Source organism: Vibrio sp. TRT 21S02 (assembly GCF_050113675.1).
Taxonomy (GTDB): Bacteria; Pseudomonadota; Gammaproteobacteria; order Enterobacterales; family Vibrionaceae; genus Vibrio.
This window is the reverse complement of record NZ_JBNJOI010000003.1, coordinates 221,704-239,076: the sequence shown is the minus strand read 5'-3', so window position 1 is coordinate 239,076 and position 17,373 is coordinate 221,704. Positions and strand designations below refer to the sequence as shown.

At 45.5% G+C, this 17,373-nt stretch carries 16 protein-coding genes; 6 read left to right on the top strand and 10 right to left on the bottom strand.

The features are described from left to right. The first annotated feature begins 84 nt into the window (after positions 1 to 84). From ACQEXU_RS05185 to glpD, 4 genes are all read left to right on the top strand, one after another. Complete coding sequence (locus ACQEXU_RS05185) at positions 85 to 939, top strand: MIP/aquaporin family protein (RefSeq protein WP_427009948.1); 855 nt, start codon at positions 85 to 87, stop codon at positions 937 to 939. A 45-nt stretch (positions 940 to 984) separates the two neighbouring features. Next, positions 985 to 2,502 carry a glycerol kinase GlpK gene (glpK, locus tag ACQEXU_RS05180; protein WP_427009947.1) on the top strand — a complete coding sequence of 506 codons (1,518 nt, stop codon included), beginning with the start codon at positions 985 to 987 and terminating at the stop codon, positions 2,500 to 2,502. A gap of 177 nt (positions 2,503 to 2,679) precedes the next feature. Next, entirely contained in the window at positions 2,680 to 3,477 is a 798-nt protein-coding gene (locus ACQEXU_RS05175; protein ID WP_367987166.1) for a DeoR/GlpR family transcriptional regulator, read from the top strand. Between the two features lie 213 nt (positions 3,478 to 3,690). Then, positions 3,691 to 5,235: a glycerol-3-phosphate dehydrogenase gene (glpD, locus tag ACQEXU_RS05170; protein ID WP_427009946.1), complete on the top strand. Its 1,545-nt coding sequence runs from the start codon at positions 3,691 to 3,693 to the stop codon at positions 5,233 to 5,235. Positions 5,236 to 5,336: 101 nt separating this feature from the next. On the opposite strand, the gene ACQEXU_RS05165 is transcribed toward glpD, so the two are convergent. Further along, complete coding sequence (locus tag ACQEXU_RS05165; protein ID WP_427009945.1) at positions 5,337 to 6,521, bottom strand: NnrS family protein; 1,185 nt, start codon at positions 6,519 to 6,521, stop codon at positions 5,337 to 5,339. Between the two features lie 268 nt (positions 6,522 to 6,789). Between ACQEXU_RS05165 and ACQEXU_RS05160 the strand changes: the two genes are divergently transcribed. Then, positions 6,790 to 7,344, top strand: a complete 555-nt coding sequence (locus ACQEXU_RS05160; protein WP_427009944.1) for a gamma-glutamylcyclotransferase family protein — start codon at positions 6,790 to 6,792, stop codon at positions 7,342 to 7,344. Between the two features lie 7 nt (positions 7,345 to 7,351). Here the strand turns inward: ACQEXU_RS05160 and ACQEXU_RS05155 are convergent, their stop codons facing one another. Beyond that, positions 7,352 to 8,269 carry a LysR family transcriptional regulator gene (locus ACQEXU_RS05155; protein WP_427009943.1) on the bottom strand — a complete coding sequence of 306 codons (918 nt, stop codon included), beginning with the start codon at positions 8,267 to 8,269 and terminating at the stop codon, positions 7,352 to 7,354. A gap of 105 nt (positions 8,270 to 8,374) precedes the next feature. Here ACQEXU_RS05155 and chrA point away from each other — a divergent pair, with 105 nt between their 5' ends. Beyond that, entirely contained in the window at positions 8,375 to 9,517 is a 1,143-nt protein-coding gene (gene chrA / locus ACQEXU_RS05150) for a chromate efflux transporter (protein ID WP_427009942.1), read from the top strand. A 56-nt stretch (positions 9,518 to 9,573) separates the two neighbouring features. Here the strand turns inward: chrA and ACQEXU_RS05145 are convergent, their stop codons facing one another. Genes ACQEXU_RS05145 through ACQEXU_RS05110 form a run of 8 tightly spaced genes read right to left on the bottom strand, consistent with a single transcriptional unit; the run spans position 9,574 to position 17,365 of the window. Further along, positions 9,574 to 10,578 (bottom strand): tetratricopeptide repeat protein, encoded by a 1,005-nt coding sequence (locus tag ACQEXU_RS05145; RefSeq protein ID WP_427009941.1) that lies wholly within the window; start codon positions 10,576 to 10,578, stop codon positions 9,574 to 9,576. Between the two features lie 9 nt (positions 10,579 to 10,587). Beyond that, positions 10,588 to 11,532, bottom strand: coding sequence for a type II secretion system F family protein (locus tag ACQEXU_RS05140; RefSeq protein WP_367987173.1), 945 nt, complete (start codon positions 11,530 to 11,532; stop codon positions 10,588 to 10,590). Between the two features lies 1 nt (position 11,533). Next, positions 11,534 to 12,502 (bottom strand): type II secretion system F family protein, encoded by a 969-nt coding sequence (locus ACQEXU_RS05135; protein WP_367987174.1) that lies wholly within the window; start codon positions 12,500 to 12,502, stop codon positions 11,534 to 11,536. Between the two features lie 11 nt (positions 12,503 to 12,513). After that, positions 12,514 to 13,980, bottom strand: coding sequence for a CpaF family protein (locus tag ACQEXU_RS05130; protein ID WP_427009940.1), 1,467 nt, complete (start codon positions 13,978 to 13,980; stop codon positions 12,514 to 12,516). Positions 13,981 to 13,998: 18 nt separating this feature from the next. Beyond that, positions 13,999 to 15,219, bottom strand: coding sequence for an AAA family ATPase (locus ACQEXU_RS05125; RefSeq protein ID WP_427009939.1), 1,221 nt, complete (start codon positions 15,217 to 15,219; stop codon positions 13,999 to 14,001). A gap of 10 nt (positions 15,220 to 15,229) precedes the next feature. Beyond that, the gene (locus tag ACQEXU_RS05120) at positions 15,230 to 15,682 is read right to left on the bottom strand and encodes a TadE/TadG family type IV pilus assembly protein (RefSeq protein WP_427010077.1); all 453 of its coding nucleotides are present in this window, start codon (positions 15,680 to 15,682) and stop codon (positions 15,230 to 15,232) included. A gap of 23 nt (positions 15,683 to 15,705) precedes the next feature. Next, complete coding sequence (locus ACQEXU_RS05115) at positions 15,706 to 16,140, bottom strand: TadE/TadG family type IV pilus assembly protein (protein ID WP_427009938.1); 435 nt, start codon at positions 16,138 to 16,140, stop codon at positions 15,706 to 15,708. A gap of 1 nt (position 16,141) precedes the next feature. Continuing rightward, the gene (locus tag ACQEXU_RS05110; protein ID WP_427009937.1) at positions 16,142 to 17,365 is read right to left on the bottom strand and encodes a pilus assembly protein TadG-related protein; all 1,224 of its coding nucleotides are present in this window, start codon (positions 17,363 to 17,365) and stop codon (positions 16,142 to 16,144) included. Positions 17,366 to 17,373: the final 8 nt, after the last annotated feature.

The following is a 17,373-nucleotide window of genomic DNA, read 5'->3' as shown; positions in this document are numbered from 1 at the left end:
TTTATTTTCGCAATCGTTTTTATATGCACAATGACAGCGTGCCAGAACCACTCTGGTGCATGTGAAACAAAAAGGACTCTGCACATGACTACAACAAAACAACCCTCCCTACTGGGAGCGTGCCTGGCCGAGTTTATTGGTACAGGACTCTTAATCTTTTTTGGCGTCGGCTGCGTCGCCGCACTGGTATTAGCGGGTGCACAATTCGGGCAATGGGAAATCAGTATCGTTTGGGGATTCGGGGTCTCCATCGCGATTTACTGTACCGCTGGCGTTTCAGGGGCTCACATAAACCCTGCCGTGACCATCGCTTTAGCGGCTTTCCACGGTTTTGATAAAGCAAAAGTACTGCCTTACATTATCTCTCAACTTCTTGGTGCTTTTTGCTCTGCGGCTTTGGTTTACAGCCTATACAGTAACCTGTTTACTGAATACGAAATCGCACATAACTTTGTGCGCAGTAGTGAAGAAGCCCTTGCGACTGCGGGTATTTTCTCTACCTACCCGAACGCTGCACTCTCATTCTTTGGCGCTTTTGCGGTTGAATTTGTCATTACCGCAGTTCTCATGTTTGCCATTTTGGCTCTCGGTGATGAGAACAATGGCGCATCACGTGGTGCGATGAACCCGCTGCTGATCGGTATTCTGATCGCCGTCATTGGGGGTTCACTTGGTCCACTAACCGGATTTGCCATGAACCCAGCGCGTGATTTTGGTCCGAAATTATTTGCCTACTTTGCAGGTTGGGATTACGCCCTATCCGGTGCCCGTGATATTCCTTATTTCATCGTACCTATTTTGGCACCTATCGCTGGCGCTTGCTTTGGCGGCTGGCTCTATCCAAAAGCAATTGCAGCACACCTGCCTCAGATTGGCCAAGGCTGTACCATTCCAAATCAGTGCGACAGCACTGAAGAAACAGAACAAGCTCGCGTTTAACGCATCACCTAAAATAAACATATAGAGAAACAAAAGGACTCCCCTATGAACGAGCAAAAATACATTGTCGCACTGGATCAAGGCACCACCAGTTCACGCGCCGTCGTTCTGGACCATGATGCCAATATTGTCAGTGTTGCTCAGCGCGAGTTTACCCAAATCTATCCAGAAGCTGGGTGGGTTGAACATGATCCACTCGAGATTTATGCAACGCAAAGCTCTACGTTGGTCGAAGCACTAGGTAAATCAGGGATTCGTAGCGATGAAGTGGCAGCTATTGGCATCACTAACCAACGTGAAACCACCATTGTGTGGAACAAAGAAACAGGCAAACCCGTATACAACGCCATTGTCTGGCAATGTCGTCGTACTGCAGAGATCTGTGAAGAGTTGAAAGCACGCGGTTTGGAAGATTACATTCGCGAAAATACCGGATTGGTATTAGACCCCTACTTCTCAGGAACAAAAGTGAAGTGGATTCTCGACAACGTTGAAGGAGCACGCGAAGAAGCGGAAGCGGGCAAATTGCTCTTTGGTACAGTAGATACTTGGTTGGTCTGGAAAATGACCCAAGGCCGCGTACACGTTACTGACTACACCAATGCATCACGAACCATGCTGTTTAACATTAACAACCTATGCTGGGATGAAAAACTGCTGGCAGAAATGGGCATTCCCGCTTCAATGATGCCAGAGGTTAAACGCTCATCTGAAGAGTATGGTCAAACCAACATCGGTGGTAAAGGCGGGACACGTATCCCAATATCTGGTATTGCAGGGGATCAGCAAGCCGCGCTCTTTGGCCAAATGTGTGTCCAAGCCGGTCAAGCAAAAAATACTTACGGTACTGGCTGTTTCCTATTGATGAATACGGGCCAAGAGAAAGTTACATCAAAGAATGGATTGCTCACCACACTCGCATGTGGGCCGCAAGGTGAACCTGCTTACGCATTAGAAGGGGCAGTCTTTATGGGCGGCGCTTCAATCCAGTGGCTGCGTGATGAAATGAAACTCTTAGCCGATGCGAAAGATTCTGAATATTTCGCGACCAAAGTAGATTCTTCCAATGGCGTGTACGTTGTTCCTGCATTCACTGGACTTGGCGCACCATATTGGGATGCCTATGCTCGCGGTACCATTGTTGGCTTAACTCGTGGCGTTAACTCCAACCACATCATCCGTGCAACCTTGGAAGGTATTGCGTATCAAACACGAGATGTGCTGGATGCGATGCAAGCTGACTCAGGAATTAAGCTATCCGCACTTCGCGTGGACGGTGGAGCTGTCGCCAATAATTTCTTAATGCAGTTCCAATCCGATGTTCTTGATACCGAAGTGCATCGCCCGAAAGTGACCGAAGTGACCGCACTAGGGGCCGCTTATCTTGCGGGAATTGCGGTTGGTTTTTGGAATAGCATTGATGAACTTCAAGGCAAAGCAGAGCTGGATCGTTCATTCCAACCACATCACGACGAAGAGAAACGCGATCGCCGCTACAAAGGCTGGAAGCGTGCAGTGAAGTGCGCACAAACATGGGCAGAGTTGCGCGATAGCGAAGACTAACGTCACAGTTTCTTCTTGTAATGAGCAAAAGAGCGTTCATCGAGCGCTCTTTTTTGCGTTTTACGGTGAATTCCTACACCCCTTGCCTTCTCTCCCTGACTGATTTAGCGCACAATAGCGAAAGTAATTATTTCGATTGAGAAAGCAGTCTTACCTGCACACCTCAGGGAGCTAAGAGTGAAGCAAATACCAAGACATCAAGAAATTATCGAATTGGTGAAAAAACAAGGATACGTGAGCACCGATGAGCTAGTCGAACGCTTTAATGTCAGTCCACAAACCATCCGTCGCGATCTAAACGAACTCGCTGATGAAAATAAAATTCGCCGCTATCATGGTGGTGCTACGGTTCCTCTCAGTTCAGAGAACACGTCCTACAGCACGCGAAAGTCACAAAACTTTACTGAGAAAGACCTCATCGCAGAAGAGTTGGTCAAACACATTCCAAATGGCGCGACGCTATTTATTGACATCGGCACCACTCCAGAAGCAGTCGCACGTGCTTTGTGCAAGCACCACAAACAGTTGCGGGTGGTTACTAACAATCTCAATGCTGCAACAATTTTACTGCCCAATCCCGACATTACCGTCATTCTTGCCGGGGGAGAGGTCCGAAATCGCGATGGCGGCATTGTTGGCGAAGCGACATTAGATTTCATTAAGCAATTCCGCTTGGATTTCGGCATTCTAGGGATCAGCGGCATCGACTTCGACGGGTCATTATTGGATTTCGATTATCACGAAGTGCGGGTAAAACAAGCCATCATTGAAAACAGCCGCAGTGTTTTTCTTGCCGTTGATCGTTCAAAGTTCGGTCGAAATGCAATGGTGAAGCTCGGAAATATTGCCCAGATCCACACCCTGTTCACCGACGAAGAGCCACCTGCTGAGATCATGGCAATTCTTGACGAGCACAATATCCCGGTGGAAACCTTGACCGAAGAACGAGCACTCACTGCCGCATCAAACGAATAACGTCGGGCACATTTCCTCTTAAGAAACGCTACCTTCCTTTCTGATACACCACTGTTCGTTTTAAAAACCTCCTCATTATTGAGGAGGTTTTTTTATGCGTAAATCACACAAACGAACAAAAACGAAAATAAAAGATGATCACAAACGAAACATAAGCTACTCTTCTTTTAGCTTCTAAAATGTTCGTTCGCTCAAAATAACAAGGTCAGTTTTATGGATACCAAAACAGAACGCAGTGATTCTCGCTTGCTAGATTTGATCATCATTGGTGGTGGTATTAATGGTGCTGGGATCGCAGCAGACGCTGCAGGCCGTGGTTTAACCGTAGGGCTTTACGAAGCTCAAGATTTCGCATCCGCAACCTCTTCTGCCAGTTCAAAATTAATTCATGGCGGCTTGCGTTATCTCGAGCATTATGAATTTCGCTTGGTTTCGGAAGCGCTTGCTGAACGTGAAGTGATCCTCAAGAAAGCACCGCATGTCGCTCAGCCGATGCGTTTTCGCCTTCCACATCGCCCTTATCTTCGCCCTGCTTGGATGATCCGTTGCGGGTTGTTCTTGTATGATCATTTAGGCAAGCGTACAACCTTGCCTGCAAGCCACATGGTGAACTTGGCACAAACCGGTCTACTCAAAGAAGAGATGAAAGTAGGTTTTGAGTATTCAGATTGCTGGGTAGATGATGCACGTTTAGTGTTGCTCAACATTTTAGCCGCCAAAGAAAACGGGGCGGAGGTAAGCAACTACACCAAAGTAACCCATGCTAGCCGTGAAAATGGAGTATGGCGCGTCATTATTGAAGATCAGATCACCGGAGTTCGCTATGAGCGCTACGCCAAAGCTTTGGTCAATGCGGCCGGCCCATGGGTGAAACAGTTCTTTGACGACGGAATGAATATCCCATCACCACGTAATATTCGTTTGATCAAAGGCTCGCACATTGTGGTTCCAAAAGTACACGATGACGAACAAGCCTACATTCTACAAAACAAAGATGGCCGTATCGTCTTTGTGATCCCTTATATGAAAGAGTTTTCGATCATTGGTACGACCGATGTCGAATACAACGGCGATCCACGCGATGTCGCCATCAACGAGGAAGAAGTCGATTACTTGATTGATATCGTCAATCAGCACTTTATCCATCAAATCAGTCGTGATGATGTGGTCTGGACATACAGCGGCGTTCGTCCTTTATGTGATGATGAATCGGATTCACCACAAGCGATTACCCGCGATTACACCTTAGAGTTAGATCAGGAATACGATCAAGCCCCATTACTCTCAATATTTGGTGGAAAACTCACAACTTATCGTAAGCTGGGTGAAGCCGCGATGACGAAGTTGGAGCCTTTCTTTACCAAGATGGGGAAACCTTGGACAGCAACAGACAGTTTACCCGGCGGTAACTTCAGTTGCAGCCGCGAGCAATTGGCTCAATCGCTTAAAGTTCAATACCCATGGCTCAGTGATAAACACGCTTTTCGTTATGTGTGCCAGTTTGGTACCTACGCAAGGAAAGTATTAGCAAACACCCATTCAGAAATGGATATGGGAACGCGTTTTGCTGATGGGGTTTATCAACAAGAAATCGACTATATGATTGAGCATGAACTGGTTAAAAATGGGCAGGACTTACTGTGGCGCCGGACCAAACTAGGGCTCTATCTATCCCAAGAAGAACAGCAAAATGTGTGTGACTACATCGCCCAGCAGCATCCAGAAAACAAAGTCTTGGATTTCTGCAAGGTGAGTTAATCATGCTAAGGTAATGCATCTAACCAAGATGAAATAGGCTCATAAATAAAGGCTTGGATTCTTTCCAAGCCTTTTTCATCCAGCGAGCTCTTTAATCTCCCTTAACCTGGATGACCGTCAACTCTGGGCGTGATAAGCATTAAACCAAACTTCATCACGAACAACGTAAATCCGATACACCATAATAATGCGCTGATATTTACTAATGTCATCAATTGCGCGGGGGAAAAAGCGACTCCAATACCCCGTATGATCGCAGCTAACCCAATCACAACAAATGCTAAGCTCATCGAAGGCCCTTGATAAATGGCACGTCCGGTGTGGCCCATGGTCACCCTCGCGATCATCGCTAAGATCAAACCACCCAGAGCTCCAATCGCAAATAGGTGCAGCATGTTGTGCGCTGCAAACGGATTATTCAATACACCTCGTAACAACAAACTAGCAGGAATAAAGAAATACGCTAAATGCAATGACCATACTAAAGGTTCTTTCCACGTTTTCCATGGTTGCCAACGAAGCAACTTCGCAAGATGAGCAAGCCCTGCAATCAGCATCAATGGCTGACCTACTTCCGCTATTGTGACTGGGAAAAAGCTCATTAAGAACAAGCAAACAACTGGAACATTGGCGAGCCACTCTAACCAAAGCAATGGCTGCGGTTTTTCGAAGTTAAAGCGACGAGCAGTAAAAAATGGGATCACTCGTGCGCCCATGACGGAAAGCAGCAAGGTAAACCACCAGAGCATTGCGCTCCAGACCGCAGATGCGGTAAAAGGTGGCATCCCTTTAATCGTTGCATAACTTGCAAAGTTAGCCGCAATCGCTAACAGAAATAGAGGCACAAAAAACAAATTGCGCCAACCTTTAGCCTGCACCACTCGCCATCCGATCTCGTAGGCTGCAACCAATAAAAATAGCGCTTCAACACTTGAGATGAGCCAAAGCGGCGCCGGCGTCCAAAACATCACTCTTGGTGCAATCCATAACGCCACCAGCAATCCCAAACGGTAATGCTTGGTCCCGTTAATGCCAGTCCAGTTTTGCACCGCAGTTAAAACAAACCCCACCACAATCGCCATCGCAAAGCCAAATAACATCTCATGCACATGCCACCAAAGTGCAGGAACAGACAAAACACTGGGCTGACCTTTTTGAAACATCCAGACCCAGACAGCAATGGCGATAACCGCATAGATACTGCCTAGCAAAAAAAACGGGCGAAATCCTAAACGCAAACAAGCGGGAATCGCCTCTTCTACTTTCTTATCGGTAATATTGAGCATGTATGGCTCCTCAAACTTATATACTCGCTAATAAAGCATTTTTTGTTCCAAGAATTTAATTCATTAAAAATCATAGTGATAATGACAAAAAAGATATAAATACGAGTCATAATGACCCATCAAAATAAAGTCATTATGACTACAAAAATACAATATCACATGTTCGACTAAGTATATGTTATGAAATTTAGCTGCTGTATCTTTGGATGAAAAGCCGTTAGCTTAAATGCAACACAGCACTGGTTGTTCTAACACTAGGAGACAGTTAATGACCATGTACATTTTCGGTTATGGTAGCTTGATCAATTCAGCATCGCGACGACTTACAGGCAAAACCGCTCCTGCTATTCCCGCAATTGCACATGGTTATGTTCGTTATTGGGGAAAAGTAGATGAGAGCTACATTTTGTCACCACTGGTTGTTGATAAAGGCGAAGGTCAGGTGAATGGCGTTTTGCTTGAAGTCTGCCAGCAAGAGTTAAAAGAGTTTGATCGACGAGAGCGAGGCTATCATCGCGTTCGGGTACCACTTGAGCAGCTCCATTGCGATGAATCGGTACCAAACGACAGTGAAGTGTGGGTTTACATTAAAAACAATCCTGAGCCACCCTGTGATTTAAGCCCGATTATGCAAACTTATGTCGATACGGTTTTAGCGGGCTGTTTAGAGATCTCAGAGCAATTTGCCGAACAATTTGTTCAGCACACCATCGGATGGCATTTTCCACGAGAAAACGACAGACTCGCGCCGAAATACGCTAACCTCGCAGGTGTAACTTGCGAACACCACCCTCATATTGATGCGCTGATCGCCGCCACATAGTCCTTATTTACGCGTGGCTGAGCACTGCCTCAGCCACTACTTTTCTTAGCCAACGATTTTTCTCTTCATGCTTGTGAGCTTTGAGATAAAGCAACTGGATATCAAAATCCGCCACTTCTATTGGCGCAGGTAGCGCGCAAAGCTGATCATCATATCCTTCACTTTGCGCAAAACGTTTTGGCACAATACAAACCAGCTCACGTCCTTTTAGTAATCGGCGCACTGTTAAAAAATGTCGCGATGCTACCCCAACTCTGCGCTCATAACCCAGTTTTGCTAATTGCTTATCCACTTGAGTCTGTAAATTACCATCAGGGCTAACCAGCGCATGTTCAATACCGACAAAATCTTCCAGACTAATGGGTGGTGAAAAATCAACGACTTCAGGGTCAAACAAGCACATGTGCTGTTCAGTATAGAGTTTATCCGATAAAAACCGACGATTAAGGTTTTCAATACTGCCGATCACCACATCTAATGTTTCTCGCTCCACCAACTCAAAGTAGTTGCTGCGGTTCACATTGTAGAAACTGATTTGTGAATGTGGAGAGCCTAGTTTGATCTGATCATAAAGCGAGGCAGCAAAGAGCTGCTCAGCATAATCCGTTAACCCGATTTTCCAACTGCCAGCGAACTCTTGTGCCGAAAAGTGTTTTTTGCTCAGCAAATCATTCTTTATCGATGCTAATAAGCTATCGATAAGCGGGGCAAGTTCGTGTGAACGCTGCGTTGGCTCCATTTTCAGTCCCACCCGCTCAAACAGAGGATCGTCAAATAAAGCCCGCATTCGTTGCAATGTATGACTCATAGCCGATTGGCTGATGTAACACTGCTCAGCCGCCAAACTAACACTGTGAGTTTGGTAAAGAGCTTGAAACGCAACCAACAGGTTTAGGTCGACCCCTTTCCAGTTAAACTCTTTCATTACCTAATCCCATTTCATTCATATAGTTAATTAAAACTATCAATTTGAGTCATTCTACTCTTTTTTTTACAGTGGAGGCAGTTAAAACCAAAGTGAGTGATCCTCATGTTTTCGATTTTCAAAACCTTTTTTTGGCTCGGCTGGATAAGCTTTGGTGGCCCAGCGGCACATATTGGCTACTTCCGAAATACATTTGTAGAAAAGCTTAAGTGGCTAGATGATAAAGATTACGCGCAAATTGTTGCGCTCAGCCAGTTCTTACCCGGGCCAGGCTCCAGTCAGGTAGGGTTTGCACTAGGATATAAACGCGGTGGTCTTTCAGGCGCTTGCATGGCCTTTTTAGGGTTCACCTTGCCATCTGTTTTGATCATGTTGGCGCTAGCAGCGTTAAGCAGTCAGCTCACAGAGACGGCCTTATTCCAAAGCGTCGTTCATGGATTGAAATTACTGGCGGTTGTTGTGGTCGCAGATGCTACTTGGGGAATGTATAAAAACTTTTGCCAAAGCAAACTATCGACAGGGCTTTGTGTCTTCACAGCCATTGCATTGCTCGTTATGCCAAGCATATTAACGCAAATACTGGTGCTACTTGGAGCTGCGTTAATTGGCATCAAATACCTTCCTAAAGCAGAAATCAGTCATCACTCTCGATTTAAACCTTCGATGGCCCCTCTGATGCTATTCGGCGCTCTACTTGTCCTGTTACCTCTGGTGAGTTTGCACGTAAAACCGCTACAACTGTTCAGTGATTTCTTTCAAGCTGGTAGCTTAGTCTTTGGCGGTGGTCATGTTGTGCTTCCACTGTTGCAAAACATTGTTGGTGATCAGTTAACGCAAGATGGCTTCCTCACCGGTTATGCCGCTGCTCAGGCCGTTCCGGGTCCAATGTTTACTTTTGCCACATATATTGGTTATGAAATGATGCCAGAAGCCCCGATTACAGGAGCATTGATTGCAACCGCCGGTGTATTCCTTCCGGGTTTTCTATTGCTGCTTGGCGTCCTCAAAAATTGGCAAGCACTTGCTCAAAACCATCAAGTTTCGGGGGCCATAAATGGTGTGAACGCCGCTGTTGTTGGCTTATTGCTCGCCGCTTTGTACCAACCCGTTTTTACAAGTGCTGTACTCAATGTCATTGACATTTCTCTGGTACTGCTCGGTTTCTATTTGCTCAAACAGCTGAAACTACCGATTGTTTGGATGGTAGCTTTCTTTATAACTTCCGGCGCTATTCGCGGTATGTTCTAAACTCAAAAAACAAGGGAGAGCGACGGCTCTCCCTTATTACATCTAACCTTTTAAATTTAGGGCTCACTTTGCTCTTCACGAACCATTGCCAATGCACGCTCCAAGTTTTCATTCGCAACACGATAATAAGTAGGCTTTTTATCAATCGCTTGTTTTAAGTAAGGAATTGCCTTCTCTGGCTGTCCTTGCAGCATTAGAAAGTACCCTACGTTGTTTAACGCCTCTGGTACATCCATCTGTTTTTGGAATACGTTCAACGCTCGCTTAACCTCCCCCTTCCCTAAATAAATCAGCGCTAGATTGTTGAGTGCTTTTTCGTTGTCGGTGTCTTTTTCTAAAGCAGACAATGTGAACCGCTGAGCAAGCTGATAATCTCCAGACATGTAGTAGGAATAACCCACATTGATCAATGCTTTTTGTGAATGTGGATTAATTTTAAGTGCTTGATTATAAAATGCTTGAGCCAATTCATGATTCGCTTTCACATCTTCTAATACGCCTAAACCAATATAAGCGACTTGCGGTGAAGCGTTATCAATTTCCAATGTGTTTACTTTCTGGCTTTCGATCAGGTTATGCTTATTAACCGTCACATTGCTGCCTAAGCGCAACTGATCAGCGTTCAACGCTCTATAAAAATAGGTTGCCCCTTGGCTCACATCACCGCTTTTGGTGTACAAGCTACCAAGCTGTTCCAATACTTGAACGTTATTCGGGTTCTCTTCAATCGCCATCAAATAAGCTCTTTCCGCCAAGGGAAAATTCCCTCTCGCCTGATGGATCCGGCCGATATTGTAGAGTGAGCGATCCTTCATTTTGGCGTTAGCGAAGGTTAATGAGCGGATGTATTCATACAAAGCCAAATCAAAGTTGTTGTTATTCAGTGCGATGTCAGCACGTTGAATCGCTTCTTTTTCATTCAATGGTGGTGCATCGCTGGTTAATGTATCAATTGGCTTACCCGTGTAAAGCGAGGTATCAATATCTGGCCCTTCATCCTTTGCGGCGCAAGCCGTTAATAGCAAGCATGAGGTCAGTAGAGCAAACGGAAGTCCTTTCATAGTGAATCCTTATTTTCCAAGGCTGGCAGAAAGAGACAGCATTGATGGCCCGATCGCAACAATAAAGAAACAGGGCCAAATAAATAGAAGCAATGGGAAGATCATTTTAGTGGGGATCTTTGCTGCAATCTCTTCCACTTCTTGATTGCGTTTGTCACGAAAATCTTCGGTATATTCCCGTAATGTCTGCGCCAAACTGCCACCAATCCGTGAGGCGTGCGCGAGCATATTGACAAGTCCGGTGATCTCCGTCAATCCGGTGCGATCCACCAGATCTTCAAACGCATCCGACATTTCAATACCCGCTTTTATTTTGGCGCATACCGTGTCCAACTCGTCCGCAAAATCAGGATGAGAGATCATCAACTCATCAGCAACGCGTCTCAGTGCGGCATTGAACCCCAAACCAGACTCCGTACACACAACCAGCAGATCAAGCGCATCCGGCACCCCTCCACGAATTTTAGACTGACGCTTATTCACCAATTGTTTTAAGCCAATATTCGGCAAGTACAGGCCTACACCAACACTGATCACCATCATCAAATTCAGATTACTCATATCCGGTTGGAAGAAGTACATCATCCCTGCAATAGACAACCCCATGGCTAAAGACATGCCTTTAAGGGCATAGAAAAATGTCAGTGAATTGGCATCATGATAGCCCGCATGCATAAGTTGATGACGCACTGACTCCCGTTCCTTGTTACTTTTAGGTGCCATAATCGGTGCCAATGATTCCAAGGTATTATCTAAGCGACGGTTTTTCTTTAGTTTTTCGGCACCACTGTCTTGGCGTATTTGTTCTAGTTTGTCTTTAATGGGTGAGCGACCGCCTACCACTACTAATGTGACGGTGACAACCATCAAAACAGTCGAAATTAAAATCAACCCAAGAAACAGCATCTCTTCATCAATTTGATAGCTTTCCAATACCGCTAAGATCTCTTCCATGCTACACCTCGAAATTGATGATATTGCGGATCCAAATTGAACCAATAAACAGGCTAATGATGCCGCCAGTCACCAACTTCATCCCTCGCGGATCTTCCCATAACGGTCGAACATAGTCGGGATGAAGTACCGCCATACCAACAAACAATACAAAAGGCGATAACACTAAAATCCAAGCGGATAAACGGCTTTCTGCCGATATGGTTTTGATTTTACGAGCTAACTTAAAACGTGCCCGCAAAACATGAGACACTTTTTCTAGGTTTTCCGACAAGTTCCCACCAGTCTCTTTTTGCAGCAATACAGCACTTGAAAATGCCAACATGGACACGGTGGGCGAGCGCTCTGCCATTTGCATGATCGCTAGGCGCATGTCATAGCCATAATTGAGCAAGTTAAAGGTATTTTTGAATTCACTGCCAATCGGATCAGGCATTTCGTTTCCAACCTCATTAAATGCCTGTGTGATGGGCTGACCCGCTTGAAGCATTCGGCGCATAATGTCCAACGCGTCAGGTAACTGCTCTTCAAACGTAGAGAGACGATTACTGATCTTTTGTTGCAGCACCATCTTTAAGATCACCCATACCCCGCCAAACAGGGCGAGTGGAACATAAAATGGTTGGCGTAATAGAACAGCAATCAACGCTAAACTACTGGAGATCAACAAGGTGATGCATAGCGTACGCGTCAAGCTCCAATCGTACCCAGACAACTCAATGGTCTTTTTCAACGAAGAGAACACCGAAATTGAAACCAGTTTGCGATCGAGTGGCGTTAAACTTTTCAGATAGTGCTCTTGCAATAACGAACGCGTCTCTTCATCCAAATTGGCTTGGGTGTCTTTAAGCCGTTTTGAAAGCTCCTTATGCTTTGCCTTACTGCCCGCAGCTGGAAGAATCAGCGCTTGAGAGATAAACATCACTGCAAAAAACAACAACACGAAAAAGAAGGTGGCATCTTGTTGCATGGCATTCCTCCTTATTGATAAGTCTCGTTAAAGATTTCAAATGGCAAATGCAGGCCACGTTTTGACAATTGGTCGTGGCACGCAGGCACTACTCCTGTTGCAGTGTAGTAACCAATAACATTCCCTTCCGCATCCATTCCTTGCCGTTGGAACTTGAAGATTTCCGACATAGTGATGATCTCTCCTTCCATGCCATTGATCTCTGAGATACTCACCATGCGACGCTTACCGTCTTCCTGACGCTCCATCTGAACAACAAGGTGTATTGCCGAGGCAATTTGTGCCCTTAAGTTTTTTGTCGAGATATTCCAACCGGCCATCGCAAACATATTTTCAACCCGACTTAAGGCATCACGAGGGGTGTTGGCGTGTATTGTAGCCAATGAACCATCATGACCGGTATTCATTGCTGCCAACATATCAACCGCTTCTGCACCACGTACCTCACCAAGTACAATACGATCAGGTCGCATCCGCAATGAGTTTTTCACTAAATCCCGCTGAGTAATTTCACCTTTGCCTTCCAAATTCGCCGGACGGGTCTCTAACCGAACCACATGGGGTTGTTGCAACTGTAGTTCTGCCGAGTCTTCAATGGTAATGATGCGATCGTCACTGGGAATAAAACCGGAGAAAATATTCAAGGTTGTGGTTTTTCCAGAACCGGTACCACCAGCGATCAAGATGTTCATTTCCCCTTGAACCGCCGCTTCAACAAACTTAGCCATCTGCTCTGACAAGGAGTTGTAATTGAGCAAATTGTCCATCGTGAGCTTATCCACCGCAAAGCGACGAATTGAAACGGATGCGCCATCGAGAGCAAGAGGCGGAATAATGGCATTAACCCGCGAACCATCAACGAGTCGAGCATCCACCATGGGAGATGCTTCATCAATACGTCGTCCAACTTGGCTTACAATCCGATCAATGATGTTACGAAGATGGCGATCATCTAAAAAAGTGTATGGTGTTCTTTCTAGCTTACCGCGACGCTCGACAAAGACACTCTTCGGGCCATTCACCAATATGTCCGATACCGTGGAGTCATTTAGAAGCGGTTCCAAAGGCCCAAGACCAAACACTTCATCTTCAATCTGTTGAATGATACGTTTGCGAGCTTCTGCGCTGAGTGCATGGGACTGATTTTCGGCCATCAACTGCACGATTGAGTCATGCAGATCTTTTTTCGCTCGATCCTTCTCTAAACTTGATAACAACCCTAAATCAAGTGTTTCCAATAGCAATTGGTGATAGTAATGCTTCACTTCTTGCTCTTGTTCCAATTGTTTAAGCGTTTCGTCAATTGCTTGCTCTTTCGCTTTTGCTTCCTGCTTTTTTTTGTCCTGAGATGCTTCGGGTTGTGTATCTTCACCAACTTCAAAAGTAGCCTCTGTTTGCAGTACTTCGAGCTCTTGTTTCTCTGCGGCGGCTAATTTTTCCTGTAACTCAGGGTTAATGTTTTTTCGCTTGAAAAACATATAACTCCCCTATTTAATTCAGGAAAACAGACGTTTAAACCAACTCTGTTTAGTTTCTTGTTGTGGAATGATTGTTTGTGCAAACTGTCTGACGGCTTTGGATAATGAACAGTTTTTCTTGGCTTCGATAAAGGGTCGCCCTAAGTTGGCACTTTCTATGGCAACCTTAAAGTCATTGGGAATGATATGAACCTGAACCCCTGTGATGGTTTCTTGAATGTCTTTCACTTTTATTGACTGACGTTTTTCATAACGATTAACGATCACCTCGAGCTGCTCTTTCTGGATCCCAAATTCAAACGAGAGCATCTTGGCAATACGAGTCGTATTTTTAACAGCAACAAGGTTTTGTTGCGTGACTAAATAAATCTTGCTGGCTGGAGCTAACACCGAGGCAAACAGCTGATCAACCCCACGAGACATATCAACAACAACATAAGGGTAAAACTCACGTAAAAGCGGCAGAAGCTTATTTAGATTATGCGCTTTTTCGTAATTTTCATGCCCATTCTCGTGCTTAAAGCTCAACATATGTAAGCCACTCGGGTGCTTGGTCACGTAACCACCGAGGGAGCTTTCATCAAGGTCATTCACGTGGGCAATGGCGTCCGCCAAGCTGTAAGGGGAAGATACATTTAGGTAGTCATCAATCACCCCAAATTGCAGATCGAGGTCTAATAACAACACTTGCTCTGGATACGCTTTAGCGACTTCCATTGCAGAGTTAAGCGCCAACATTGAAGCACCAGCCCCACCTTTACTATTCACAAAGACCAACAACTCACCCAAATGGCGACTGGCGATCTTCTCTTCCGCCACGTTTTTGAGCATCGGAATCAGTTCTTCGAACGCCGCTTTATCGGAGATAAAGTCCGCCGCACCAATACGTAATGCAATTTTTAATGCGCCATTGTCATTTTCATTGCCGAATACAATCAGCGACGCTTCATGTCCTTCAGAAGCAGTAGGCCCTTCATAGGTTTGCAGTTCGACGATCTTTTGCGCCCAATTTGGGCCCGTTTCGACAAATATCAGATCAGGTGGTGAAAACTGAGCTAAATTCGACACCACCAAACTATGAAAAGAGATGGCCTCAAAGTTAATGCTCTTGCATTTACCAAGTTCATGGCTAATGTGCATGTGAAAGCGGTCACTTGAATAAAATACCCAAATGCTGAGGTTGGTTTTTAACCGCAAGCGATTCTCATCATTTCGCGTCAACTTCACCGCCTCTCCCATTTACACTCTCCTAGCAATCCGTTTCCCCAGTAGGATTATCATCCGTCCCTCGATGAAACCCTAAATTCTCTCTCGGCCTAATGGCTTCATAATCTGGAACCGTCAAAACACCGATCGAATCAAATAAGCCGAGTAGGCCGACAAACTGGTAATTAAAATCAACAACTTTGGCTCTTACATATCTAATTCTAGAAAAGGCATTTGCAGTTGTCAGATCGATCTCACCACCATTTTCATCTAAGTAATCAATCTGTAAGTTATCCGCGGTGAAACCATCCGGTGCATTTGTTGCCACAACTAAGGCTGGAATATCGTCTCTATCTTCAACTCGACAAACAGCTGCAAGCCTTGCGCTGACTCGGGTCATTTCATTGATCAACTGCAACGAATAGACATAGCGTCCTACCTCTATCATGCCGAAAATTACAATCAGCAAAGCCGTCGATACAAGAGTAAATTCCACTATGCTCAATCCATGCTGCTTTCTCATGGCGCAGTCCTCATGACTGCAGAGGCATTCAACGGAACGTTAAAATTCACACTATCAGGAATGATATTGAGTAGAGGGGTGTATGTGTGGTTGACCGTAATGGTGACATAACCTGCATCATGAACAACAAAAACGTCCGCAGTTGTTAAACCACTCAGTAAAGGTGTATCCCCTGTGCTCGCAGTTGGCTTACCATACACCACCATATTTTTGATCTCACTTGGCAATGCGATAGCATCATAAGTGGCGGTACCCGTAATATCAGAAGTTGCGTATCGGACACCGTTTTGCACCAACTTATTTATCGAGTTGTAACGGATAAGCGCATTACCCAGCTCGGTGATCCCCACTAAAATCACCATCAAAACGGGAATGGTAATTAAAAACTCCACCGCTGCTACACCATGCTCTTTACGTTGATAGGAAATCATATTAAGACTCCTCACTCAGCGGATCTTTATAAAGCACAATTCGGTATGGCCCATCGGTGTCTGAATTGTCACCTGGAGTTCCCCCGGTCACTGTACAATCTTCAATAAACTCTCCAAATACCGCCTCTTTTCCTGAGGCGCTGGTTGGGGCTTTTTGTAACATGAAAAAGCACCCTATTGCGGTAATATTATAGCTACTGGTCCCACCTGTTGCTCCAGAACAATCCACAATAGGAACAGGTAAAATACGTCGGTTAGGTTGCCCATTGCTTTCACAGGCTGTGCTGCCTTCAGCGCATGGCAACGCAGCAAGATAATCATCGTAGCTCCATGCCCCATCGGCTCCGGTATTATCGTTATAGGTTAAGTTACCATTTTGATCTAATGAGGCTTTGACGGCAGGCTCTTTTACGTACTCATCAGGGGGATAATCCACCGCGTTAACTCCACCACCCGAATACACGCCAAAACGAGTATTTAGCCCTTGCCCTACTGGTCCAATGGTACTGCCCGGTTTGGTTATCACAGGCTCCGTGATATCAATTGTTCCCTCGTAACCACCAGCTAAGGCTTCGCGAACCGTATCGGCACCAGAACCAAAGTCCAACAATTGATAGTTGCCGGGCCCCATCTCAGATTGATTTTGATCCGCAAGTTTTAGGGCATAAACTTGCCCTTGGTTATAACCACTGGTACCAGAGTCTTCACCTTCACAGATTGCAATCGGCACCACGTTGGCAAGAATTTGGATCGATGGACTCGGACCGGCTACCGCCGTTGCCCCGATATCCTTAGTAAAACCAAATATGCCAGCAAAAAAGTCTTCCAATGGGTAGCCACTGATTGCCACACGAACATAGGTATCTTCTGTTGAGCTGTATCCTGAATAGGGGAAAATCTGCGGATCATTGGAGTATTGAACAGCAAAGTTGGCAGAAGAAAAATCCATCTCCGCATTTCCTGTTGCAGTGGCAAGGTTTGATAATGCGGAATTGGCCGCTGCCGTTGCATCGTCGGTAGAGCCTCCATTATCGAGCACAATCGCAGCAGCTAATGCTGCTGCATCCGCACCATTTTGTAGTCGCGTTTTATTGAGCAAAGCATGGTTTACATCAATAGCCAACGCCGCTATGCCGAGTAAAGCCATCATAGCGGCGGTAACCATAACCAAGACTAATCCCCGCTGCTTTTTCGCGGGGGGACCGTTTCGTGTTGCCTGCGTCATAGTGATTC